25 protein-coding genes are annotated in these 23,658 nt (G+C 50.0%); 21 read left to right on the top strand and 4 right to left on the bottom strand.

Going from position 1 to position 23,658, the window contains the following annotated elements:
* The 4 genes from Pmgp_RS15780 to Pmgp_RS15795 all read left to right on the top strand — a co-directional run.
* Positions 1-1,715 (top strand): methyl-accepting chemotaxis protein (locus Pmgp_RS15780; protein ID WP_134215069.1); only part of this gene is annotated, 1,715 nt, incomplete at its 5' end.
* Between the two features lie 170 nt (positions 1,716-1,885).
* Positions 1,886-2,716: a CheR family methyltransferase gene (locus tag Pmgp_RS15785; RefSeq protein WP_134215071.1), complete on the top strand. Its 831-nt coding sequence runs from the start codon at positions 1,886-1,888 to the stop codon at positions 2,714-2,716.
* A 47-nt stretch (positions 2,717-2,763) separates the two neighbouring features.
* Positions 2,764-3,837, top strand: coding sequence for a protein-glutamate methylesterase/protein-glutamine glutaminase (locus tag Pmgp_RS15790; protein WP_282432913.1), 1,074 nt, complete (start codon positions 2,764-2,766; stop codon positions 3,835-3,837).
* 295 nt (positions 3,838-4,132) lie between these two features.
* Entirely contained in the window at positions 4,133-4,405 is a 273-nt protein-coding gene (locus Pmgp_RS15795) for a diguanylate cyclase domain-containing protein (protein ID WP_134215075.1), read from the top strand.
* Between the two features lie 15 nt (positions 4,406-4,420).
* On the opposite strand, the gene Pmgp_RS15800 is transcribed toward Pmgp_RS15795, so the two are convergent.
* Positions 4,421-4,885 (bottom strand): YkgJ family cysteine cluster protein, encoded by a 465-nt coding sequence (locus tag Pmgp_RS15800; RefSeq protein WP_134215077.1) that lies wholly within the window; start codon positions 4,883-4,885, stop codon positions 4,421-4,423.
* A 116-nt stretch (positions 4,886-5,001) separates the two neighbouring features.
* On the bottom strand, positions 5,002-6,261 hold the full coding sequence (locus Pmgp_RS15805; RefSeq protein WP_134215079.1) for a hypothetical protein: 1,260 nt from the start codon (positions 6,259-6,261) through the stop codon (positions 5,002-5,004).
* Positions 6,262-6,577: 316 nt separating this feature from the next.
* On the opposite strand from Pmgp_RS15805, the gene Pmgp_RS15810 reads away from it, so the two are divergent.
* The 6 genes from Pmgp_RS15810 to Pmgp_RS15835 all read left to right on the top strand — a co-directional run bounded on the left by Pmgp_RS15810 (position 6,578) and on the right by Pmgp_RS15835 (position 13,034).
* Positions 6,578-7,276, top strand: coding sequence for a phosphoribosylanthranilate isomerase (locus Pmgp_RS15810; protein ID WP_134215081.1), 699 nt, complete (start codon positions 6,578-6,580; stop codon positions 7,274-7,276).
* 215 nt (positions 7,277-7,491) lie between these two features.
* On the top strand, positions 7,492-9,147 hold the full coding sequence (locus Pmgp_RS15815; protein WP_134215083.1) for a spore germination protein: 1,656 nt from the start codon (positions 7,492-7,494) through the stop codon (positions 9,145-9,147).
* Positions 9,148-9,198: 51 nt separating this feature from the next.
* Entirely contained in the window at positions 9,199-9,435 is a 237-nt protein-coding gene (locus Pmgp_RS15820; RefSeq protein WP_134215085.1) for a hypothetical protein, read from the top strand.
* A 15-nt stretch (positions 9,436-9,450) separates the two neighbouring features.
* Positions 9,451-10,566: a GerAB/ArcD/ProY family transporter gene (locus Pmgp_RS15825; protein WP_134215086.1), complete on the top strand. Its 1,116-nt coding sequence runs from the start codon at positions 9,451-9,453 to the stop codon at positions 10,564-10,566.
* Positions 10,563-11,828, top strand: a complete 1,266-nt coding sequence (locus Pmgp_RS15830; protein ID WP_192902965.1) for a Ger(x)C family spore germination protein — start codon at positions 10,563-10,565, stop codon at positions 11,826-11,828. The genes Pmgp_RS15825 and Pmgp_RS15830 overlap by 4 nt, the downstream gene beginning before the upstream one ends.
* A gap of 75 nt (positions 11,829-11,903) precedes the next feature.
* On the top strand, positions 11,904-13,034 hold the full coding sequence (locus tag Pmgp_RS15835; protein ID WP_134215091.1) for an MFS transporter: 1,131 nt from the start codon (positions 11,904-11,906) through the stop codon (positions 13,032-13,034).
* 269 nt (positions 13,035-13,303) lie between these two features.
* Here Pmgp_RS15835 and Pmgp_RS15840 read toward each other — a convergent pair whose 3' ends face one another.
* Positions 13,304-14,050, bottom strand: a complete 747-nt coding sequence (locus Pmgp_RS15840) for an arginase family protein (RefSeq protein ID WP_134215093.1) — start codon at positions 14,048-14,050, stop codon at positions 13,304-13,306.
* A 279-nt stretch (positions 14,051-14,329) separates the two neighbouring features.
* On the opposite strand from Pmgp_RS15840, the gene Pmgp_RS15845 reads away from it, so the two are divergent.
* The 4 genes from Pmgp_RS15845 to Pmgp_RS15855 are packed head-to-tail and all read left to right on the top strand — an operon-like array spanning position 14,330 to position 18,162.
* Positions 14,330-15,010: an FIST signal transduction protein gene (locus Pmgp_RS15845; RefSeq protein ID WP_205078059.1), complete on the top strand. Its 681-nt coding sequence runs from the start codon at positions 14,330-14,332 to the stop codon at positions 15,008-15,010.
* Between the two features lie 7 nt (positions 15,011-15,017).
* A complete protein-coding gene (locus Pmgp_RS20110) occupies positions 15,018-15,161 on the top strand; it encodes a hypothetical protein (protein ID WP_205078060.1) in 144 nt (47 codons plus the stop codon).
* 2 nt (positions 15,162-15,163) lie between these two features.
* Positions 15,164-17,092 (top strand): sensor domain-containing diguanylate cyclase/phosphohydrolase, encoded by a 1,929-nt coding sequence (locus Pmgp_RS15850; protein ID WP_134215095.1) that lies wholly within the window; start codon positions 15,164-15,166, stop codon positions 17,090-17,092.
* Positions 17,093-17,148: 56 nt separating this feature from the next.
* The gene (locus Pmgp_RS15855; RefSeq protein ID WP_134215096.1) at positions 17,149-18,162 is read left to right on the top strand and encodes a tetratricopeptide repeat protein; all 1,014 of its coding nucleotides are present in this window, start codon (positions 17,149-17,151) and stop codon (positions 18,160-18,162) included.
* Between the two features lie 10 nt (positions 18,163-18,172).
* On the opposite strand, the gene Pmgp_RS15860 is transcribed toward Pmgp_RS15855, so the two are convergent.
* A complete protein-coding gene (locus tag Pmgp_RS15860) occupies positions 18,173-18,370 on the bottom strand; it encodes a hypothetical protein (RefSeq protein WP_134215098.1) in 198 nt (65 codons plus the stop codon).
* Positions 18,371-18,597: 227 nt separating this feature from the next.
* Between Pmgp_RS15860 and Pmgp_RS15865 the strand changes: the two genes are divergently transcribed.
* From Pmgp_RS15865 to Pmgp_RS15895, 7 genes are all read left to right on the top strand, one after another.
* A complete protein-coding gene (locus Pmgp_RS15865; protein ID WP_134215100.1) occupies positions 18,598-18,876 on the top strand; it encodes a TIGR04076 family protein in 279 nt (92 codons plus the stop codon).
* Between the two features lie 40 nt (positions 18,877-18,916).
* A complete protein-coding gene (locus Pmgp_RS15870) occupies positions 18,917-19,177 on the top strand; it encodes an FmdB family zinc ribbon protein (protein ID WP_134215102.1) in 261 nt (86 codons plus the stop codon).
* Between the two features lie 15 nt (positions 19,178-19,192).
* Positions 19,193-19,951: a M48 family metallopeptidase gene (locus tag Pmgp_RS15875; protein ID WP_134215104.1), complete on the top strand. Its 759-nt coding sequence runs from the start codon at positions 19,193-19,195 to the stop codon at positions 19,949-19,951.
* 431 nt (positions 19,952-20,382) lie between these two features.
* Complete coding sequence (locus Pmgp_RS15880) at positions 20,383-21,813, top strand: sensor histidine kinase (protein ID WP_282432914.1); 1,431 nt, start codon at positions 20,383-20,385, stop codon at positions 21,811-21,813.
* 27 nt (positions 21,814-21,840) lie between these two features.
* Complete coding sequence (locus Pmgp_RS15885; RefSeq protein WP_134215108.1) at positions 21,841-22,530, top strand: response regulator transcription factor; 690 nt, start codon at positions 21,841-21,843, stop codon at positions 22,528-22,530.
* A gap of 118 nt (positions 22,531-22,648) precedes the next feature.
* A complete protein-coding gene (locus tag Pmgp_RS15890) occupies positions 22,649-23,110 on the top strand; it encodes a hypothetical protein (RefSeq protein ID WP_134215110.1) in 462 nt (153 codons plus the stop codon).
* A gap of 127 nt (positions 23,111-23,237) precedes the next feature.
* Positions 23,238-23,658: hypothetical protein (locus tag Pmgp_RS15895; RefSeq protein WP_205078061.1), on the top strand; the 421-nt coding region annotated here is incomplete at its 3' end.

Here is a 23,658-nt window from a genome sequence, read left to right on the forward strand (position 1 = left end):
TGGAGACCCGTGGCAACGAGACTGCCTTTACCGGTGACTGGGGCAAGCTGGTAGGCGGTATGAACGGGTTAATGGAAGCTGTGGCCGAGCCGGTTGAAGAACTGATTGCCGTTCTTGGTAGAATGTCGGTAAACGACCTCAGTATGAAGATGGAGAAGAATTACGCCGGCAACTGGGATGAGCTAAAACAGGCTATCAACGGGGTCCACGCAAGGCTGACCAATATTCACATGACAATCGGCAAAGTTGCCGTAGGCGACTTAAGCGATTATGAAACGTACAAGAAGGTGGGCCGCAGAAGTGAAAATGACGATCTGGTGCCGGGCTTTATCCGGATGCACGAAGCCATTCAAAAGCTGTTGGACGACGCCGACATGCTGGCCGGGTCCGCTGTTGAAGGCAAACTGGGCACACGGGCCGACGCCGGCCGGCACATGGGAGAATACCGCAAGATTATCGAAGGCGTCAACAACATGATGGATGCGGTAATCAACCCGATCAACGAAGCTGCCGGATGCCTTAAAGAAATGGCCGAAGGCAACCTTGACACGAGGATGAACGGCAATTACCGGGGCGACCACGCTATTATCAAGGACGCTCTTAACAGCACCCTTGAGGCCATCAACGGGATTATCAAGAAAGAGGCGGTCAGGTGCCTGCAGGAAGTAGCCCAGGGGAACCTGAACGTGGCGGTGACCGGCGACTACAAAGGAGACTACGGTATTATCAAAGAGGCTCTTAACACAACCATCGAAGACCTGAATGAGACGTTGAGCCAGGTCGCCGTCGCCATCGAGCAGGTCAACACAGGCGCGCAGCAGGTGTCGGACTCCAGCCAGGCGCTGTCGCAGGGCGCGGCCGAGTCTGCCAGCACCATGGCCCAAATTACCTCCTCCATGCAGCAGATGAACGACCAGACCAGGCAGAACGCTGAAAACGCCACCCAGGCCAACCAGCTGGCCACTCAGGCCAGGGCCAACGCCGAGCGCGGCAACGAGCAGATGGGCCAGATGGTCAAGGCTATGGGAGAGATCAACGAATCAGCGGCCAACATCTCTAAGATTATAAAAGCCATCGACGAAATCGCCTTCCAGACCAACCTGCTGGCTCTAAACGCCGCAGTGGAAGCGGCCCGCGCCGGCAAGCACGGCAAAGGGTTCACCGTAGTGGCCGAGGAAGTGCGCAACTTAGCCCAGCGCAGCGCCAAGGCTGCCAAGGAGACAGCCGAGATGATCGAAGGTTCCATTAAGAAAACCGAGGTCGGCACCAGGATCGCCGAGGAAACATCCAGGGCGCTGGAGGAAATTGTCCTGGGCGTCAGCAAGGTCACCGACTTTATCAGCGAGATAGCGTCCGCCTCCAAGGAGCAGGCGCTTGGCATAGGCCAGATCAACGAAGGCCTGGGCCAGGTGGACCAGGTCACCCAGCAGAACTCCGCCAGCTCGGAAGAGCTTGCCGCGGCCAGCGAAGAGATGTCCGGCCAGGCTGAAATGGTCAGGCAGATGCTGGGCAAGTTCAAGCTGAAAAGGCAGGCGGGGGGCGGTTCTTTCGGCGCCGGCCCCGTGGCTGTGGGCAAGCCGTACCTCGCCCATAAACAAGGCCGGAGTGCCGCGCAAAAGTCCAGACTTGAGGTAGCCGCTGCCGGCGGCGGGGGCGGCAGGCTGAACCCCGAGGACGTCATCTCCCTGGATGACGTGGATTACGGCAAGTTCTAGTATTAAAGACGTGAGAAGCGGGAAGTGGGACGTGGGAAATGGTCGGAAAATTAAAGATTGATACTTGAGAGGAGTACCTGAATCCCACGTCTCACGACCCACGTCCCACTACCATTTCAGGCGCAGGCAGCTTTTGCTGTCTGCTTGATCCTTGCAAGGAGAAAAGAGATATGAATAGTTTAAGATTGACAGACGAAGAGTTCAACCTGATCAGCAAGCTGGTTTACGACAAGTTCGGCATAAATCTGGGTGAACAAAAACGAGCCCTGATCATCGGGCGGCTGCAAAAAGTACTGCACCTCGAAGGATTTACCAGCTTCAAAGATTATTATAATTATGTGGTGCGGGATCCCAGCGGCAGGGCTTTGCTGACCATGGTGGATAAAATCTCAACTAATCACACTTTCTTTTTTCGGGAAAATGATCACTTTGAGTATTTTTCATCAGTAGTCCTGCCTCAGCTAACCACCAGGCAGCAGAGGAAACCAAAAATTGACATCAGGGTCTGGTGCGCCGGCTGTTCGTCAGGGGAAGAGCCCTACACTCTGGCCATGGTTATCAGTGAATATTTCAGAAACAATGCTGTAGACGCTGATATCGGCATCCTGGCCACCGATATTTCAATCACCGCCCTGGAAAAAGGGGCGGCCGGGGTTTATCCGGAAGAAAAGATGGCCCAGGTGCCGTTTATATACCGGCAGAGATATTTTGACCGCTCCAAAGACGGCAGCTATACAGCCAAAAAAGAGCTGAAGGAAATGGTGCTTTTCCGCCGCTTAAATTTGATCCAGCAGGAATACCCTTTCAAAGGACATTTTCAGGTTATTTTCTGCCGCAATGTGATGATTTATTTCGACAAAGAAACCCAGCGCTCCCTTATCGGCAGGTTTCACAGGTACACCGAGCCGGGCGGCTATTTGTTTATAGGGCATTCAGAGACGCTGGACCGGTCTTTGGGCACATATAACTATATTCATCCTTCGGTATATCAGAGGGCGTAAATAACTAGTTAAGGCTTCCAGCAATGGACATTAAATAACCGCCGGGGGTGGAATTTTTGAGAAAAATTAAAGTGTTGGTTGTAGACGATTCCGCGCTGGTCAGAGATATTCTGTCCCAGGGTCTGGCCAAGGACCGGGAGATCGAAGTGGTAGGAGTGGCTTCCGACCCTTTTATTGCCAGGGATAAAATTGTCCAGCTGAAACCTGACGTGCTGACGCTGGACGTGGAAATGCCCAGGATGGATGGTGTGGAATTCCTGCGCCGGCTGATGCCGCAGTACCCGATGCCGGTGGTAATGGTCAGTGCCCTGACCAAGAAAGGAGCGGCGATAACATTGGCCGCCATGGAGGCCGGGGCTGTCGATGTGGTCACCAAGCCCAGCACCGATATAGCCAGAGGATTAAACGCCATGCTGGGCGATTTGCGGGAGAAAGTTAAAATTGCCGCGACTATGAATGTCAGCGCCTGGAAGACAAATCAGAGGACTTCCGCCAAGCCTGTCAGGGTAGACAACCATGCCCTGGCTGAGTCCACAGACAAGGTGATTGCCATCGGCGCTTCCACCGGCGGGACTCAGGCCATCCGTCGCATTGTGCAGTGTTTCCCTTCCGCCACGCCTGGTGTGGTGATTGTGCAGCATATGCCTGCCGGTTTTACCAAACATTTTGCGGACAGCCTGAACAGTGTCTGTAAAATGGAGGTTCTGGAAGCAAAAAGCGGAGACAGAGTTTTGCCGGGCCGGGTGCTGGTCGCGCCGGGCGGCTACCACATGACGGTGCGCCGCTCAGGGGGTATGTACCTGGTTGACTGTCAGAAAGGTGAAAATGTTAACGGGCACTGCCCGTCAGTCGAGGTGCTCTTTGAATCGGTGGCAAAATATGTGGGGGCGAACGCCATTGGTGTGATGTTGACAGGAATGGGCAGCGACGGGGCTGACGGCATGCTCTCTATGCGCAGGGCCGGCGCCAGGACCCTGGCTCAGGATGAAGCCACCTCAGTAGTGTACGGCATGCCGAAAGTGGCTTACGAACGGGGCGGCGTAGAATGTCTGGTGCCTCTTGACGCCATACCGAATACCATTTTAGGTATGCTGGGCGGTAAAAAAATGACGAGTCATTAGCAAGCAACAAGCGAACAAAATATATATCATTGGAGTTTTTATGCGAATTTTTGGGACAATCAGTTAGATTATTTATTTTACATGCCAGGCCTGGCCTTTCTGATTATGGCAGTTATATGTTTTCGCTCAGGAACCAGAGGGACCAGCGCCTCCCCTGGACCTGGCTGGGTTTGTTCTGCGCTGTTCAGTGCTTTTATCACTGGTTTAACCTTTTTGCCAATTGCGTTGGCGAAAGCCAGTTTTTCATGATCATACGGGCTTATGTGATGGCAATTTCATTTATCTTACTTGGTAAATTCACCTATGCGGGTACTATCAATGTCCAGGGAAAAAGGTCGGGGCTTATAAGCCTGTCGCGGAGATTTTGCGTAAAAAAGTTGAGGAACTCAACATTGAGCATGTGAATTCCAAACATGGCGGGCATGTTACTATCAGCCTGGGTGTGGCTACAATCATACCGGGCAGGGGGTCTTCAACAGTGGCGTTAATCAACGCGGCTGACCAGGCCATGTACACGGCTAAAAAAGATGGCCGCAACTGTGTAAGTACGGCCAGAGTGGTGTCGTGATTTGTAATGTAAATGTTATTTTACCGCCGCCGGCTCTTTCTGTTCGGAAAAGCTGCCGGCCAAATCAACCAACTCGTGGTACAGGGGGAGTTCTTCACGGCTATAGTAAATAGTAGCATGCCCCTTGTACACACACCCGTCCAGCAGGTTTTTGCCCTGGTAGTCATAGTGGCCGTATACCCGGCAGAAATACGGGCGCACGGGATAAATCGAGCAAAGGACTCCTGTCTGAAAAGGGCACTCACCTTCAACCATACCCCAAATCCGTACAATTTTGTTATTGACAAAATCCAAAAACTTCTTCATCGACCTTTCATTGTTTACATGGCTTTTGATATTTTCCAGCTCCAGCGGGAAAATCTTAAGCATGGACGCTTTAATGCAACACTCGCCACAGGCTCCGCAAACTCTTTTTGACGGCTGCAAAACCTGATCAAGCTTTTCATAAAACTCCGCCAGTTCATGCAGCTTAGAATCCATATATCACCCTCCTGTGTGGTAGCGTTCTTAACCTTATGGTACCACATAGAGGGGTTAATTTAAATAAATAACATTCAGAAATTTCAGATAAAATTCGTGCCAATATGTATTTAGATTTAGTGGATCACATCATCCCTGTTCATGGCATACTCCAGCAGTTTTTTTTCTACTTGATCGAGCATCTCAACCACGATTTTTGTTGTGACCTGCTTGAATTCTCCCGGCCGGTACTCGGGCGGCCTTACATTCTTTGCATTACCGGCGGCTTGTCTGCTTTCAATATTTTCTGAACTCACTATCGGCTGCACCGAACCCTCCTCCTGCAGGGATTCAGCCAGCACCCCCTTTAGCCCGAAAAAGCTGTCCTGTGGTGTGTTCCTGGCGAGGTCCATGGCCTTAAAAATATCTCTTGCCGCTTGGCAGGTTAAAATGCAGGATTTGGATGTCTGGCTGTCCCCCGCGCCATCATTGTTTACCCAGCCGTTAAAGGCAACCCACTGAATGTGCCTGGCGGGCATCACCTTAAAAATAATTTGCAGCGCGCTTAACGCTATTTGCAGGACCAGTGATCTATAGAATAAATCATATTCCTGTTCTTCCATTTCAGTTGCTGCTATTGTTCCCCCTGCTTCATCATATCTGTAGCTGACAGCGCGGGGCAGTTCATAATAGCCGGGCAGCAAACTATTAACAAGCAACAGCTTTTCCTCAGGCCGGCAGGAGACGTCAAAGGCGGCTGTGATTAAATCAGGCATGATCATTTGGTCAAGGGCTATCCTGGCAAAACTCTCAATGGCTGCGGGACGTCCTTTTTCAAAATCAAACTGCAGCTTTTCAACTTCACTGTTATAGGCCGACTGTGCGGCCAGGTAAGCTTTTCTTTCCTCTTCATAAGCAGCCAGCCGGGCTGCTTTTTCTTCTTCATATTGTTTCATTTTTAAATCATAGGCTGTTTTCGCGTCGGTTTCCTTTTGCAGCCGCCTGTTCTTGACAGAAGGAAACAGCAGCTCGGATAAAAAATTTCTTGGCGGCACACCAGTTTCCAAAACCACCTGTTTGTAGCGGGGAGCAGGATTTTTAGCGACAAAGGGCGGGAAAGGTTTATCATTATATAGAGATGCCCAGTCAGCGGCAGCGCCTGCGGCAAGGTTGTCTTTAAGAATGTTTTTGCAGCCTTTGATTAATAGTCCCGCTTGTTTTGTTTCAAATTCAGCCAGTTGCCGCAAGTCCTCAAGGCTGTTTCTTTCCTGTTCAATCTGCTCCAGCCTGTCCCGGCGGGCCAGCAAGTTTTGTTTTTTGGACTGTATTTCCGGGAGGGTTTCACCTTTTATTTCTTCAACATCTGTCAAGATCGGTTGAGCAATTTCTTCATTCACTATACTCCCACCTTTCCACTAAATTTTAGCTTAACACAAGATCTATTATTAAGATATAGGACATCCTTATTGTTTGCAAATCATTTTCACCATAAACACATTGCTGTAGAGCGGCAGCAGGGCATATAATGTTAATTGCACAGTCGTAAGCCATAGGGCGTAAGGCGTAAGTATGAATGTAAGTTTCATGGGCAAAGACCTTATAGAAATACTGGACATACCTACGGCCTACGTCCTACGCCGGATCGCATTATTGCCGAGGTCGATAGTAAAAAAGCCATGATTGTCGAGAACGGGACAGAAAGGAGCTGCCTTAATGAAGGATGGCTGCAGGGTAAAGATCTGCGGGATTACCAGCTTAAATGACGCCCGGCTGGCGGCAAATGCGGGAGCGGACTATATCGGGATGATCATCGATGTCCGGTTTTCCCCGCGTTCCATGGGGCTTAACGAAGCCGGCCAAATTTTTAAGCATGCCCCGCTTCCCGCTGTGGCGCTGGTCCACCAGATGGAACCTGACAAGCTTGATCAGCTGCTGCTGAAACTGAGGCCCCACGCGGTTCAGTTCCTCAGCCCGGAGGGACCGGAACTGGCAGGACGTTTAAAAGACAGGCAGCCGGGTCTACAAATCTGGCAGTCTCTCTTTATGCCCGCGGGTGGTGAGGTTGGTGATGGCTATGACTTCCGGACGCTGGTCCTAAAAACCAGGCAGTGCAGGGAAGCCGGTATAGATGCGGTCTTATTTGACACGGCGGTGCTGTCAAGCGGCAGGTGCGGGGGCACCGGGCTGACCGGTGACTGGGAGCTGGCGGCAAGGCTGGTAAGGGAAGCGGCGCTGCCTGTTTTTTTGGCGGGCGGGATTAAACCGGGCAATGTCCGCAGGGCTGTGGAAAAGGTAAGGCCTTTTGGCATTGACCTCAGCTCCGGGGTTGAGGAATACCCGGGCAAAAAGAGCCCCGCGGAGCTCAAGGCTCTAATGGAGGCGCTGGAGCAGGCTGAGAACCGTAAAAGGTAATGTCAGACCTGTAATGATAAGGGCTTAACCGGTAAAATAAAAAAGTGGCCAGGTTTGGAGATTCCATAGCCTGGTTTTTGTTTTTGCCTTTGAGCAACAAAAAAGTTGTCTACATAAACCTGAATGCTTATGCAGAAAATATTATCTATGGCAGAGAATGTAACCGGTGACTTCGATAACCAGCCAAGTAATCTGGGGCAAAAGGTGAAACTAATATGTTCCGTAAACCACGCAGACCTAAAACGATGGAAGAACGGAAACAGCGGCAAATCGACGCAAAGCTGGAGGCTCCGCACCCCGATTCTCAGGAGCTGAACATACCTTTCGGTTTAAGCCTTGATGATAATTTGGCATTGTTTAAAAACCTGTTCGGCAATGCCAGCGACCTGTTAGTGCGGGAGTTTAGCTTCGGGGCGCGCCAGGAGATCAGAGTGGCACTTGTATACATCGACGGGTTGAGTGACACGAACTCAATCAGCGAGGCGATCCTGAAGCCTTTTGTCTACCGTTCGTTGAGCGACGATAAGTCTCCAATTCTGCCCGAGAGCGCCTATCCCATGATCCGTGACTGGCTGATCACTTTTGGTAGCGTTAAGGAAGCGGCCAGGATCAATGAGGTGCTCGATTACGTGTTGACGGGCTGCGCGGCCCTGTTTATTGACGGGACCTCCCAGGTGCTAATCGTGGTGGTCAAGGGCTGGAAGGCCAGAGATGTGGAAGAACCTAAGGCTGAGGCTTTTGTGCGGGGACCCCGGGATAGTTTCAACGAAACCCTGCGTACCAATACCGCGCTGATCAGGCGGCGGATCAAGACACCCCGCCTCCGCTTCGACACGCTTAAAATAGGCAGGATGACCAAAACCGACATCTGCGTGGTTTATATCCATGGCCTCACCGACCCGGCCCTTAAGGATGAGGTAATCAGCCGCCTCAAAAGGATCGATACCGACGGAATCCTGGAATCCGGTTATCTTGAAGATTTTATCAAAGACAACCCCTGGACTCCTTTCTCCCTCCTGGACCGCACCGAGCGTCCGGACAAGGTGGCGGGGGCGCTCCTGGAAGGCCGTGTGGCCATTGTCATTGACACTACCCCTTTCGCCCTGCTTGTCCCGGCTGTTTTCAGCGAGTTCCTGCAGGCGCCGGAGGATTACTACGAGAGTTTTGACTACATCCGCGCGTTCAGGTGGCTGGGGCTGATTATCGCCACGTTCCTGCCTTCAGTTTATGTGGCCTTGAGCACCTATCACCAGGAGATGATCCCGACCGGCCTGGTTCTAAGCATGGCCGCCGGGCGGGAGGGTGTGCCCTTCCCGGCGTTGGTGGAGGCTCTCTCGATGGAAATATCGTTTGATTTTCTCAGGGAAGCCGGGGCCAGGATGCCCCGCTCGGTAGGACAGGCGGTCGGCATCATCGGGGCTCTGGTATTGGGGCAGGCTTCTGTGGCGGCCGGTATCGTCAGCCCGATTATGGTGGTCATTGTCTCCCTGGCCGCGGTGGCCTCTTTCATGATTCCCAACTACTCGTCCTCGCACGCCATCAGGTTTATCCGCTTTCCCTTCCTGCTTCTGGCGGGAGCCTTCGGCCTGCCGGGCATCTTCTGGGGGATACTGGTACTGCTCTTACACCTGGCGTCTCTCAGGTCCTTTGGCGTTCCATATTTATACCCGGTCGCGCCGGGCGTGCCGGGCGAGTGGAAAGATGTATTCTTTAAAGCCCCCCGCTGGATGATGGACTTCAGGCCGAGCCTTCTGCGCGCCCGCAAGATCAGGAGGCAGGCGCCCGGCCAGATGCCCGGACCGCCGGGCGGGTCCAGCGGGGAAGGTGACGACCCGCAAATTGTCTCGACGGGCAGAGAGAAGCAGGGTTGACGTATGATACTGGCGATGTCCATAACAGAGTAAACAACGGAGTGACTGTGTTTGATATACTTCAATCTGTTATTAATCATAGTGATAGGCGGAGCCGTATCTCTCTTTGAGGTTCCTGGGCTGCTGCAGCCGGAAAAGAGGGGTGAACTGATCGCCTTCAGCTGTTTTCTCTTGATCGGTATGGCTTTAGCTGTGGCCATGACCTTGCGGCTGCCCGTTCCCAATCCCACCAGCGGCATTGAATTCGTCTTCAACCCTGTCACGAAGTTAATTTTCCCGGGTAGATAGAATTGAGGGTATAAAATGAGTCTAGAAAGAGGTATGATCTCCTCCCGCCAGGTCATGTTTTTGGTTACAAATATGATCTTTGCCACTGAGATCCAGTTTGTGCCGGCGTTGCTGACCATGTATGCCGGGCAGGACGCCTGGGTTGTGGTCCTGATTGTAACTATTGTGGGATTCCTCTTCGGGGTCCCCATTATTTCCCTGGGTCTCCGTTTCCCCGGCAAGACCCCCGTGGAATACGGCATGGACCTGCTGGGCAAGTGGGGGGGACGGGCGCTGGGTATATTCCTGGGCCTCTTCTTCTTCTATGTGGCCGCAGTCGCGGTCAGGGAACTGGCCGACCACCTGGTTATCGCGGTTATGCCGCAAACCCCGCTGGTAGTATTCATCGCGCTGTATGTGTTTGCCATAGCCTACGGAGTCTACCTGGGACTGGAGGTATTCGCCCGGGTCAGTGAGATTCTCTATCCAGTTTTTTTGGGAACTTTGATGTTGGGCACGATTTTTCTGATTCCAAGCTTAAACCTGAATTTGCTTAAACCTGTCCTTACTCACTCGCCGCTGGAACTGCTGCGGGGTTCTCTGACCCTTCTTGCTTTCTACGGGGAGGGACTGGCCATACTGTTTCTCATTCCCTGCATGCGCCGCCCTGAACAGGCCCCAGGTCTTAATATGAAGATAACCTTATTATTAAACATTCCGTTGCTGGTGATGGTGGTGATGGAAGTTGCCATGTTTGGCGCCATGGAGACGAGCCGGATCCTTTTCCCTTCTTTTGAACTGGTCAAGATGATTAGTGTGGCCGGCTTTTTCGAAAGGATGGAGTCTTTTCTTCTGGCTTTCTGGGTGACGACAGTATGCCTCAAAGTGGCGCTGCTTTATTACACAGCCATGATCTCCTTTGCCCGGTCCCTGAACCTGCGTGACTACCGCCCGCTGGTATGGCCGGGCGCGGTTAGCCTCACGGCGCTGGCTGTGTTAGTGTTCTCCGACGTTACCCAGGCCAGGGAGTTTCTGGCAAGATCATGGCCCCTCTTTGGACTTTCTGTGGAAGGGGGGGTTCCCATCCTGCTTTACAGCCTGGCGTTGCTCAGGAAGAAAGGTGTCTCATGGCGGGGGAGGCAAAAAAAATGAAAAGGGCACTTAAGTCAATGAGTGTGGTAAAAAGGCTTTGTTTGGTATTAGCTATTATTCTACTCCCGAATATTTGCGCCGGGTGCTGGGACCGTGTTGAACTTGAACAACTGGCTTATGTTACTGTAGTTGGCATAGACAGAGACGGTCCTGACGGTGTTTTGGTTACTTTTCAATGCGTTATACCCCGCATGCTGGCGAGAGGGCAGAGTGGCGGCGGCGGAGGCGCCGCACCGGTCAAGCCTTATACCAACTATAGTGTTAAGGCGCGCAATGTCAGTGACGCTGTACGGTTGTTTGAAATAAAGCAGCCGCATAAGGCGTTGTTTAAAACATCCACAGTCATCATTATCGGGGAAGACCTGGCACGTAAGGGTGTTATACCGTCTCTTGATTTCTTTACCAGAAAGCCCGCGCTGCGGCGCTCCGTCTGGGTTATGGTGGCTGAAGGAAAAGCGGCGGATATCTTGCTGAAAGGAGATCCCAGCCCGGAAATTATTCCGGCCAACAACATCAGAACTGCGTTTCAGCGCAGGCAGGACGTGACACTGACCAGTTCGGTCGACTTTGGACAACTCTTGAGTAAACTTGAGAGGCCGGGAGTAGACCCTTTCATGCCGGAGATTAAGCTGGCGCCCAAGTTGAGCGGGGGGACCGCCGGACAGGGGGAAACCTCCACGCAAGATCAACAAAAAGACGTCAAAGAAGGAGAAAAACAGGTTCTTGAGATTGTTGACTTTGGTGTCTTAAAGTTGGGCAAGTTGGTCTCCTTCCTAGACATTACCGAATCTCGCGGGTTGCTCTGGCTGCAGGGAAAGACAAACAGCGGCACTATTACCGTTCCTGCCCGGGGAGCCTCCTGGGCCTCGCTGCTGGTTTCTTCAAAAAGAGTCAAAATCACACCGGTCATTTCCCAGGACGGGTTCCTCTTCAATATAGACATCAGGATAGAAGGATATGTATCCAGTGTCCAAAACGAGGCGGTTGACCCTACCAAACCCGAGGATTTGGGACGGCTGGAAGAGGAGGGAGAAAAAGCGATCCTGCAGGATGTCATGGCCGCTGTTAAAAAGTCACAGGAAGTGCGCAGCGATTTTCTTGGTTTGGGGGAAAAGATTTATGAGACAGACCCGGATCTCTGGAAAGAGATTGGTGAAGCCTGGCGAGACGAGTGGTTGCCCAACGTACAGGTCGATATTAGCGTCAACTGTAAGCTAAAACGGACCGGCCTGGCGGCGGGACCGGTACAGCCCATACCGTAGGAAAGAGGAGCTGACAACTCAATTAAGGCGCTCCTTTTTATTGACATAAGCGTGACACGGCAATAAAATACGACTATGCGTAAACAAAGTGAGCAAGTATTGGCGGCAAACCCGGGCGGGGAATGGTCCTGCCGCTGGCTGATAGGGCTTCTAAATTTTTTACTCAGTTTCGCCATCCAGGGTTCTATTATCTTTATACCACTGCTGGGGGCGCAGCTTGGCGCCTCTGATTTTCAGGTGGGGTTAATCGGCTCTGTTTACGGGGTCGCTTTTTTATCATCTTCGCTAATCTCAGGCTGGAAATCCGACAGCCTGGGCAGGCTGGTTTTTGTGCGCTGGGGTCTTTTAGTCAGCAGCGCGGCTTTCGCCCTCCAGTTGGTGGCGCACAGTGTCATAGTATTAATGGCCGTCCGCGCGGTTGTGGGGTTTTCCCTCGGCATTGCCACCGCCGCTACCATTGCCTACGCCTTTGAATCAGGCGCAAACATGGGCAAGTTCAGTTCCTACGGGTCCTTGGGCTGGATTTTCGGCGCCATGGCAGCGGCGATAATCGGTAAAATCGAAATGCTTTTCCGGCTCAGCTTTATCTGCTGCCTGCTGGCCTTTCTGCTCTCCCTGGCTTTCAAGAAAGCTCCTTCATATGATTTCCCCAACCCGCCCAACCTCTGGCAGGTCCTGCGGCGCGACTACCGGATTTACCTGGCAGTCTTCCTGCGGCACCTCGGGGCCACCGCGGTTTGGATAATCCTGCCGCTATACCTGGCCTCTTTGGGTATGGATAAGTTCTGGATTGGCTTTTTATGGGCTATCAACTTCGTTGTACAGTTTGTGGTCATGCGTGAGTTGGAGCGGTTTTCTGAGTATAAAATATTTTTTTACGGCCAGCTGCTGTCCGTACTTGTTTTTGCCGCGTTTGCCGTTGCCGCCGGCCGGTTCTACCTGATCGTGATTATGTTTTTTCTGGGGGTATCCTGGTCCTGCCTCTATGTGGGCGCCCTTCTGATCGTCCTGCGCGGCGGGGAAGAAAAGGGTACCGCGGGGGGGATTTTTCAGTCCACGCTAAACCTCTGCAGCGCGGTTGGCCCGCTGTTGGGAGGCCTGATCGCCCAGGGCTGGGGCTACCGGGGGGTCATGTACTTCGCCGCCGCCATAGGACTGGCAGGCATGTTCATCGCCGTGCCGGCCAAAAAGAAAACATCTGGTTAGACGTTTAAATAAGGTAACACTAAGTCCATGGTGTTGAAACAAGCTGCTCCATTGCGGAGCGTCGTCAGTAAACTTATCGAAGCCGAGGTTGCGAAATTGGATTCGCGAACAAGGATGTTCGCGAAAGCCTGAACTGAGCCAGGACGGCGAATTGAAGGCGGTCCAATTTCGCCTGAGGCGAGATGTAGTTTACTAGACGCGGAGCAGAGGAGCCAAGCGGGTTTCAACACCATGGACGACTCTTGTATACAAAGTTAGTCCCAAACCTCTTAACTCGCATTAGAATCAAATCCTTCCAGCATGGCTTTGACGTTTTTGCCCAGCACCTTGTGGTTGTAGCCGCCTTCCAGGACCGCAAAAAACCTGCCGCCACAAACTTTCCGGGCGTGACTTGAGACGATCCGGCCGATTTCATTAAAATCCTCAGTTGAAAATATCAGGCCCCAATCTAGCTTGTGTTTATCAAACCCCGCGGAAACCGCAATCAAGTCATAGTCTGAATGCATGGAAAGGAATTGCTCCAGGCCGTCTAAGTTATACACATGGTAATAAAAGACTTCGGGGTTGTCCGCAAAGATATTGTCCGTACCATCACCAAAATGGAGGTCGGTATCAACAATCAGGACCTTTTTAACTAAACCTTCCGTACGCAGTTTTTCAACCGCGACGGCAATATTGTTAAACCAGCAAAAGCCCCAGCTGGAATTCCTGCTGGCATGATGGCCGGGCGGCCTGTTCAGAGCAAAAGCCGGAGTTCCCTGTACGGCCATTGCTGCGGCTTTAATCGCCGCACCGGCCGAGAAAACCGCTACATTGTAGAGAGGCCCTTTATTTTTAACCCAATCCAGCTGGCTCCGGCTGTGCACCAGCAGCAGATCGTCCTGTGCCGCCGCCTCAGGCTCAACGAACTCATATAGATCTTTAACTTCTTCCACAATACAGTCCATCCTGCCGGCAGCGGCGGCAGGGTCGTAATCATAGACCTGCCGGAACAATTCATGAAAAACGATTTTCATAACACACCTCCAGTTATCCAGATAATAACATAAGAAATCATGCAGTTCAATTACCTTTGGCGGCTGTAAGACACTTGCCGGATATGCAATACTGGCAATTGGGGAAAAAGCGTCAACTGAAATACACTTTAGGATTACAGCGGAATTGTCGATAGAATTATTAAAAATAATACAAAATAGCTATAAATAAAAGGATTTTTTTATAGATTAACGAAAATAAAAACATTATTTCTAAATTATCCGTGATATTCCAGAATTCTTAACCAGGGGGCATTTGGAGTGAGAACAGAACAAAGGATCTGGTTGAAAAAAGACGGCTGGGCGCCAGATACCCCCGGTCCGGTAGGACAGCGGGCACAACTGGTTTTTGTTTTTGGCGCCAAAGAGCCTTTAAAAGATGAAAAGCTTTTTCAGGAAATCAAAGAGGTATATCCGAGCGCTTATATATTTGGTTGTTCCACCGCTGGGGAGATTTGCGGCGCCAGGGTGCTGGATAATTCAATAGTTACTACAGCCGTGGAATTTAAATACACAAAATTACACGGCCTGCAGATTAGGTTGGATGAAATGGAAGACAGTTATCAGGCGGGCAAAAACCTGGCTGAGTCGATTCCTAAAGATGGGCTGGTCCATCTCTTTGTGCTGTCAGACGGGCTGAATGTAAACGGCAGTGAACTGGCCAAAGGTTTAACCAGCCACCTGCCCGGCCACGTGGCAGTGACGGGAGGTCTGGCCGGTGACGGCAGCAATTTTGAACAGACGTTGGTATTCTGGAACTCTGCTCCGCACAAGGACACAATCGCTGTGTTAGGCTTGTACGGGGACCGGTTAAAAGTGGGCTACGGCTCCATGGGAGGCTGGGACCCCTTTGGCACCGACCGTTTAATCACCAGGTCCAGCGGCAATGTATTATATGAGATGGACGGCCGCTCCGCCCTGGATCTATATAAGAAGGGTTGAAGAAGAAGTGGAAGGTGTCCGGGATGTACTGGGACCCGGCACTGTCCTTACAGGTTTTTACTCTTACGGAGAGATTTGCCCGTTTGCCTCAGGGGAGAGGTCCGAACTGCACAATCAAACCATGACTGTTACAACATTCCGGGAGGAATAGGCGTGAGGCACTTTCATAGCTTGCTGCAGCGTCAGATTAATAAGCATTTTGGCGACGTCTCTTCACTTCCGGAAGGGTGGCAGCCCTTTATTAACGCTGTTAATGACGCTTACTATGAATCGGACGCCGACCGTAATATGCTGGAGAGGGCACTTGAATTAAGTTCGCAGGAACTGCTTCAGGCAAATTCTGAAATGCGCGCGGTAATTCAGGCTTTCCCCGACGTTTTTCTCTGGCTTGATTATGATGGAACTGTTAAAGGCTACAAAGCCGGGAACACGGCGAACCTGTACCCTTACACCGGGAACCTGGTCGGGAAAAAAATTCAGGATGTCAACCCGGAAGATGGTGTCGGGGCCAAGTTTTATGAGGCTGTGCAGCAGGTAAGAGAAAAGGAAGAAATCACCAGCATTGAATACCACCTTATGCTGCGGGGCAAAAAGCGCTTTTTCGAAGCCAGGCTGCTGCCTTTGCACAGTGAGCAGGTTATTGCTGTGATCAGGGATATCACTGAGCGCAAAAAGGCCGAAGAGATACTGCTTGAGAGTGAAACACGCCTGCGCCTTATTTTAGATTCCATTCAAAGCGGAGTGTTGTTGATAGACCCGGAAACGCACGTTATAGAGGATATAAACAGGGTGGCATCCGAAATAATTGGCCTTTCCAAAGAAAGAATTATCGGCTCGCGTTGCCACAAGTTCATCTGCCCGGCAGAAGAAAAAAGTTGCCCCATGACAGACCTCGGACAAAGAATAGACCACTCGGAGCGCGTCTTGATCAAGGCTGACGGCAAGATTTTACTCATTATTAAAACAGTGGTCGAGGTAACTTTAGGCGGCCGCAATTATCTGATTGAGAGTTTTGTAGATATTTCAGAAAGAAAAAATATGGAGGAACAGCTTCGCTATCTCAGCCTGCACGACGCGCTGACAGGACTTTACAACCGTGCGTACTTTGAAGAGGAAATGCACCGCCTGGAGAACGGTAGATTTAACCCGGTAGGGCTGGTCCTATGTGATGTTGACGGCCTGAAGCTGGTTAACGACACGCTGGGTCACGAGTCCGGGGACATGCTGCTGATAGAGTCAGCTAATGTTATTAAAAATGCCCTACGCCAGGGTGATATGGTAGCCAGAATAGGCGGGGATGAATTTGCTATTTTGCTTCCCCAGAGCGATGAGGAAACGGTAGAAGCTGTCTGCTGCAGAGTGCGCGAGGCTATTAAAAAGTATAACGACAACGATGCGGGATTGACCTTAAGCATGTCTATGGGAATAGCTGTGGCCAACATTGCGCCTGCGAACATGGTCAGCCTTTTTAAAGAAGCCGATGACAACATGTACCGGGAGAAGCTCCTGCGCCGGCAGAGCGCCAGCAGCGCCATTGTCAACACACTGATGAAGGCTTTGGAAGCAAGGGATTTTATTACCGAGGGGCATGCCGACCGCCTGCAAAAACTGGTGGCTGATGTAGCCATAACAATCGGCTTGTCCGAACGCAGTGTAGCGGATCTGAGGCTGCTGGCCCAGTTTCATGATATTGGTAAAGTTGGTATACCGGACCGTGTGCTTTTTAAGCCAGGACCGCTGACAGCCGAAGAAATAGAGGAAATGCAGCAGCACTGTGAAATTGGCTATCGCATCGCCCAGTCAGCCACCGTGCTTCTTGATATAGGAGACTGGATCCACAAGCACCATGAATGGTGGAACGGTCAAGGCTACCCACTGGGGCTGAAAGAGGATGAAATACCGCTGGAATGCCGTATTCTGGCCCTGGCTGACGCTTATGACGCCATGACCAGCGACCGTCCCTACCGCAAAGCGATGTCCCACGAGGAAGCTGTTTTAGAAATTAAAAGGCATATGGGGACCCAGTTTGACCCCAATCTGGCGCCTTGTTTTCTGGAAATATTGGACAAGTCAAGACAATGATCCCAGGCGACAAATATTAAGGTCTGGTTGTGAGGGGGTAGGGGACGCTGGGAGAAATGGAAGATGCTATACGGTTATATTACAAAGGAGAAATTTTTGAAGCAGAAAAAATATTAGAGGGCATAATCGCGGAGGAACCGGATAATATTAACGCTCAGATCAGATTAGCCGCGATAAAAATGGAACTGCGTGATTTTGCGGCAGCCGGCAGAATATACCTTGGTCTTTACGCTTTTTATGAGCAGGCCGGTAATTATGAAGAGTGCCTGGGGTTTTTAGAAAAGGCTTTGCCATGCCTCTCTCAGGCTGAAATAACTCCGCTCAGGGGAAGGTGCCTATTCCATCTGGGCAGGTACCAGGAGGCTTTGAGCGACCTGATCGTTTCACCGCCCGAGCGCGGAAACTTGTTTTATACAGGCAAGTGTTTCTTTTTTTTAGGCCAATATAATAATGCATTAAGGCTGTTCAGGGAGGTATTTAACAACGCTTCCGACAAAGGGGAACTGCTGCGGTCACATTACTGGATTGGCAGGTGTCTGTACTCTTTGGGTGAAGTGGAAGACGCTGTTTCTTGCTTTGAGGCTTATATCGCGGCCTGCCCTAAAGAAAAGCAGGTATACCTTGATCTGGCCATGTGCTGTCTGGATGCCGGTTTACTCGAAAAAGCAAACAGCTATCTTATGAAATTTAAAAAATTCGGCGGCAGTGAGGATGTAACAAACCTGTATCTTGGAATTATTTGCTACAAGCAGGGGGATTACAGGAAGTCTTTAGACTGGCTGGATAAAACGACTTTAGCCGCCCAGTCGCTGCACTGGAAGGGGTTGGCCTGTTATGAACTGGCCCGCTATGAAGACGCCCTGGATAACTTCACTGCGGCTGTAAAGTATGAGGCTAAACCGCTTTATCTTAAAATGATGGGGAATGCCAATCTAAAACTGAGCAGGTTTTTTGAAGCAAAAATTTGCTACGAAAAAGCGCTGGCATTAGACCCATCTGATGAAGATACGGAGAGGCTGTTAAGTCTGTCAGATCACTTGCTGAAAACAGAAGCTCCTTTTAAGCGTTGATGTTAAGCCTCTAAATAAACACATCACTTTTTCGCCCCTTTTTTTTATTCGGGTTGTAAACCTCAAATTTTCCCGTAAAACTTTCCAGGTTGTATTCAATCAGTGGTGCGGCCTTGTTCAGCCGCTCCATCTGGCCTAAGCGCATTTTTGTCAGCGCGTTCCCATACTCATTGCGTTTTCTGTCAACATGCGATCTATGTTTGCTCATGCTATTAGTATATTCAGGCGGAGGAAGATCATTCATCAACCAAAAGGTTGAAAAGTCCTCGTAATAAAAAAGTTTACAGTCTTTAATGACGGGATTGCCTTCTGATTGTTTTATAAAGAAATACTTTTAAATTATTTGCTTTTCTATTAAAATATTTTTGTCCGCTTGTAAAAGGGTACTGTGTTTAAAGCCCGGGTAATTTGATTTATAGCAGCTGGGAGGTTAAAATGTACAAATATAAAGTAGTGGCAACTATCGTGGAGATACGGGGTGACGGAATATGTTCGTACGGCCATAAGGTCGGGGACAGCTTCGAGTTTTCCGGGTTCACGCCGGGAGGGATGTGTCAATTTGCCTATGATTCACTGCGTTCTGCTGTGGCCGCGCTGCTTTATGGCGGTAATTTTCCCTGGACCGGCGACAGTGAGATAACCACCTGGGCCTGCCCGGATCCGGACCGTCCGGTGATTTTTGAGTTGCGGAGGATTCCTGTTTCAGAACAATAACGACATTAGAAAGTATATAGATTATGCGGAGGTGTTGATGATGCCGATATTCGAATACAAATGCGGCGATTGCGCCAAAATTTTTGAAGTCCTCCAGCTGCCCGGTGTAAATAAGGAGCTGAAATGTTCCGCCTGCGGCGGCACTAACTTGAAGAAATTAATTTCCGCTCCATTTTTGCCAAGTTCAGTTGGTAAACCCGCTAATGACAGTCCGTCATGCGCCAGCTGCGAAACCCAGCCAGGATGTCCCGGGGCGGGCAGCTGCGGCGCTGAGGTGCCCTGTGGCGGCGGCGCCGGTTAAGACGAGGTAACTTTAGTGAGTATTTTGCCTGCCAGCAAGAAAAACAATGGAAGCAGCAAGTCTGACTGTCGTTTGGTCAACCTTGCCGGCAGGGAGGTTGCTTACTCATTGATCAGAAGTCAGAAGGCAAAGAGCCTGCGGCTTATGGTCAGTAACGAAAAAGGCCTTGAGGTGGTAATTCCTTCTAACTTTAGTTTGGATTTAGTAGAACCTATTTTAAATAAAAAGCAGAAGTGGATACTTGGTAAGCTTGCTTATTTTGAGCAGCTGAAACAGCAGCAAAACGAGCGCAAGGTTCTTTACCGCGGGCGTGAGTATGAAGTTGAAACCAGGGTCGTAAAGGGTACTGCCGGAACCGTAAAGGTAGAGGAAGGAAAACTGCTTTTGCTGGTGCCGGCAGGAGCTGAGGGCAGCGCTGCCGCTGTGCTTGAAGGCTGGTTTAGAGCGATGGCTCGTTTGTTGATCAACCAGCGGGTCAGAGTTGTAAACAAAGAACTTAACCTTGAATTCAACAGGGTTTTCATTAGAGGCCAGAAGACGCGCTGGGGCAGCTGCTCCCGGCGGAAAAACCTGAACTTTAACTGGCGCCTGGTTATGGCCCCCCTGCAAGTTATTGATTATATTGTTGCGCATGAACTCTTGCACCTTATTCAGCCTGACCATTCCCAAAAGTTCTGGTCGCTGGTGGAAAGGGTCTGTCCTGATTACAAGGACTGCCGGAAGTGGCTGAAGACTAACGGCCACAGGTTGAAGTTCTGGTTTGAGCTGCTTTGAGGAGAAGTAAGAATGGAAGCAAAAAGAACGTCCCTTTGCTTCACTTAGAATGGAAGCAAAAAGAACGTCCCTTTGCTTCTCCGCCTTTGCTTCTCCTTTGCTTCTTCCCTTGCTTCCTGGAACCATTTCAGGAAATACGGCAGTTGGATATTTAAAATGAATAGGCAGTCCTCTAACGGGCTGCTTTAACTTTTATCAACCACTTGGCAGCAGGTTTTTTTTATATTTGCAGGGTTAAGAGAATACAAGGCGAATTATGCATAAAAGTTTAATTAAAGGGGGTAATCAAGCTGCGGGCGATATCTGTTAAAGAGCGCTTCCTCACAGGTGAGCAATTTTACCTCAGAATAACAGCCTGGGTTTTATTCTTCCTTTTCCTGAACTTTTTAGCCTATAAATACTACTTTATTTTTGACGGGACTGTTTACCCGATTGTTCACCTAGTTATTGAGTTCGTCATAGTGGTGTCGGCTTTATGCGCGGCATTGATGGGCTGGTATGATTACAAGTACAAGCATGAGCTGAAAATGCTGATAATTTCCCTGACTTTCTCCATTGTGGCTCCTATTGAATTTACACACGTTCTCTCTTACCAGGGTATGCCCGACTTTATCACACCCAACTCAGTCAACAAAGCTTCAACCTTCTTTATAATCACCAAGTTGTTCTTAGCCTTCGGGCTTTTTGGCGCTGTTTTCAGCGGTGATAAGATGATAATTATGCGGCGTTCGGGCTTGATTCCCTTATCTTTTGTCCTTTTGGGCGTGCTCATAGTGCTATTCGTTGCCCATAACCTTAGCCGGCTGCCGGCTATGTACGATCCGGTAATGCTCAGCCAGACCCCTGTCAAGATATTTCTTGGCTACCTGGTTATGGCCGTAGAGGCGATGGCGGCAGTTCGCATTCTGCTGAGGAAAGAGGCAGGAAAACAGGGTTATTACCTGGCCATTGCTCTGATCATTATAGTGCTGAGCGATCTGTCGTTTAACCATTACAGCAGCCCGTACGACACGTATAACCTGCTGGGGCATATTTATCAGCTGATTTCTTTCGCCTTTATTTTCAAGGCCATTATAGACCAGGCGGTTGGCATGATTTACGAAAACAACAAGGCACTGGAAAGACAGTGGGAGTTGCTGGCGGAAAAAAACCGCCAGCTGCAGGAAGCGGACCGGTTGAAAGACGAATTTCTTGCCAATACCAACCATGAACTGCGCACACCGCTTTCCGCTATTATTGCTTTTACTGAAATGCTGCTGGACGAAAGTACAGGCAAATTAAATGAAATACAAAAAGATTACCTTAATGAGATCAGCGACAGCAGCAAAGAACTGCTGGGCAGGATTAACGGTTTTCTGGATCTCTCCAAAATTGCCGCCGGCAAGACGGTCTTATATAAAGAGGAATTTGAGGTGGCTGAACTTATAGAGGAAATATACGGTAAAATGATGCCTCTTTTCAACCGGAAGGGGATTACTTTAGAGATACCCCGGGAGAAATTTCTGGTTAAAGTATGGGCGGACAGGGAGAAAGTCGGGCAGGTGCTGACCAATTTGCTTTCCAATGCGCTGAAGTTTACGGCGCCGGGCGGGAAAGTGATTGTTGACGCCGGTCCTGCCGATACTGGTGATGGTGTCTGTATATCAGTAACTGACTCCGGCATCGGCATAGACACCAGCGACCAGGAAAAAATCTTTCAGCCATTTCAACAGGTTGACGGAACCAGCGCCAGGAAATACAGCGGGACTGGCATAGGTTTAACCCTGACCAGAAAGCTGGTTGATTTGCATGGCGGCTCTATTTGGGTTTCCAGTGAGATCAATAAGGGAAGTACATTTACTGTTAAACTGCCGGCGAGATAAAAAAATTTTCAGGAGGGTGGTTTAAACATGTCTCAAAGTATCTTAGCGGTTGACGACGACCCGAAAATTCTAAAAATACTGCAGCACTCTTTGACTAAAGAGGGCTTTAGAGTAACAACGGCCACCAGCGGCGAAGAAGCCCTGCTCATAGCCAGGCAAACCCCGCCTGACCTGGTGCTGCTGGATATAATGATGCCTGGTATGGATGGCTTTGAAACCTTTCAAAAATTAAAAGCGCTGCGGGAGGTCCCGGTAATTATACTTTCTGCCAGAAGCGACGAAGTGGACAAGATCGTAGGCTTCAGGATGGGAGTAGATGACTATCAGACCAAGCCTTTCAGCCCCACCGAGCTGGCCCTGCGGGTAAAAGCAGTGCTGCGAAGGGTGCGGGAGCAAAAGGCTGACAATAAATATGTGTTGAAATATGGAAAACTTACTCTCGACTACGAAAAGCGTGTAGTCTTGTATAACAATAACAAAATCGATCTGACCCCCAAGGAATTTGAGCTGCTCTGGCTTATGGCCGCCAATCCCAACCGGGTGTTTACCAAGGCCCACCTGCTGGATAAGATTTGGGACAGCTCTTTTTACGGTGATGACAATACAGTTACTGTACACATCCGCAAGCTGCGTGAAAAAATAGAAGCCGACCCGTCAAAGCCTGTTTTTATAAAGACAGTCTGGGGAACGGGCTACAAATTTGAATATAACGAGTGATCATATCAAAGGCGTTAATAGCGCCTTTTTTTTTATTTAAGAAAATATTAAGATTTACGTAATTTGTGCGTAAGCTAAGTTAAATATAATGTATGCCATAATCAGGGGGTGAGTTATTTTGGACAGAGATAAACAGCAGGAAAGCAGCTGCAGTTTTTCCAGGGAGATGATGGAGGAACATGACAGGCTCTATCCTGCTGCTCATTATAGAAAGTTAAAAGAGATCGAGGCCAGGCTGCTTAAGGCCGACACCGCCATGGCCAACCCTACCTATTGTCCTCTCCGGTCCCTAAAGAAAGAACATACATATGCCCTTAACTCCGTAAAACTCCATGCGTATTTTTTTGAAAATGTAGCGGAAAAACAAGTATCACAGCCGTCGCCTGAATTGATCAGTATGTTGGAGCGCTGCTTTGGTTCAGTGCAGGAGTGGGAAAAGCAGTTTATCGCGCTGGCTATGTGTTCAAGGGGTTGGGTTGTCCTGGGTTTTGACCTGACAGAAGGAGTACTCAGGAATTACTTCTCCGATAATCATTCGGAAGGTGTGTGGTCGGTACTACCGATCAGAGCTGACGCATGAATCTAAAGATTTATAACTGACAAGGTTTATAAGAGTTGGGGAGAAAAAGTTTTTCGCAAAATAGCACTGGACACCACAAAATAAATATGAGACAATAGTGTGGGAAATTTTAAAAAGGAGCCACACTATGACGATACATGAAGATTGGCCTGAGGAAGTTCTCTTGAACGGACGCATTTTTACAAGGGAAGAACTGGAACACATTAAGGAAGTGATCCGGTTGTTTCCCCGGTTGAGTCAAAAGGAATTGGCGCATACGCTATGTGAAACCCTGTCGTGGTATGGACCAAACGGGAAACCAAAGCTGGAATCTTGCCGCGAGTTACTGCGAAAGCTGGAGGCAAAGGAATGGATTCGCCTTCCGGAAAAAAGAAAGGCGACTTCTTCAGGGAAAGAAACAGTCATCATCGGAACTGCTACTGAACCAGAAGAGGAACTAAGAGGGAGTGTGTCGGCGTATGCTCCCATCCAACTAGAGCCGGTACGGGTTCAAAAAGAGATTCGTCTGTGGAATGAATATGTCGAACGTTATCATATGCTCGGATACA

The organism is Pelotomaculum propionicicum, from assembly GCF_004369225.1.
Lineage (GTDB): Bacteria > Bacillota > Desulfotomaculia > Desulfotomaculales > Pelotomaculaceae > Pelotomaculum_B > Pelotomaculum_B propionicicum.

Coding starts and splice junctions, on each gene's coding strand:
- Pmgp_RS15825 (WP_134215086.1), top strand. CDS start 9,451: ATGAGTCTAGAAAGAGGTATGATCTCCTCCCGCCAGGTCATGTTTTTG.
- Pmgp_RS15800 (WP_134215077.1), bottom strand. CDS start 4,885: ATGGATTCTAAGCTGCATGAACTGGCGGAGTTTTATGAAAAGCTTGAT.
- Pmgp_RS15885 (WP_134215108.1), top strand. CDS start 21,841: ATGTCTCAAAGTATCTTAGCGGTTGACGACGACCCGAAAATTCTAAAA.
- Pmgp_RS15860 (WP_134215098.1), bottom strand. CDS start 18,370: ATGAGCAAACATAGATCGCATGTTGACAGAAAACGCAATGAGTATGGG.
- Pmgp_RS15810 (WP_134215081.1), top strand. CDS start 6,578: ATGAAGGATGGCTGCAGGGTAAAGATCTGCGGGATTACCAGCTTAAAT.
- Pmgp_RS15835 (WP_134215091.1), top strand. CDS start 11,904: ATGCGTAAACAAAGTGAGCAAGTATTGGCGGCAAACCCGGGCGGGGAA.
- Pmgp_RS15865 (WP_134215100.1), top strand. CDS start 18,598: ATGTACAAATATAAAGTAGTGGCAACTATCGTGGAGATACGGGGTGAC.
- Pmgp_RS15785 (WP_134215071.1), top strand. CDS start 1,886: ATGAATAGTTTAAGATTGACAGACGAAGAGTTCAACCTGATCAGCAAG.
- Pmgp_RS15815 (WP_134215083.1), top strand. CDS start 7,492: ATGTTCCGTAAACCACGCAGACCTAAAACGATGGAAGAACGGAAACAG.
- Pmgp_RS15840 (WP_134215093.1), bottom strand. CDS start 14,050: ATGAAAATCGTTTTTCATGAATTGTTCCGGCAGGTCTATGATTACGAC.
- Pmgp_RS15855 (WP_134215096.1), top strand. CDS start 17,149: ATGGAAGATGCTATACGGTTATATTACAAAGGAGAAATTTTTGAAGCA.
- Pmgp_RS15830 (WP_192902965.1), top strand. CDS start 10,563: ATGAAAAGGGCACTTAAGTCAATGAGTGTGGTAAAAAGGCTTTGTTTG.
- Pmgp_RS15870 (WP_134215102.1), top strand. CDS start 18,917: ATGCCGATATTCGAATACAAATGCGGCGATTGCGCCAAAATTTTTGAA.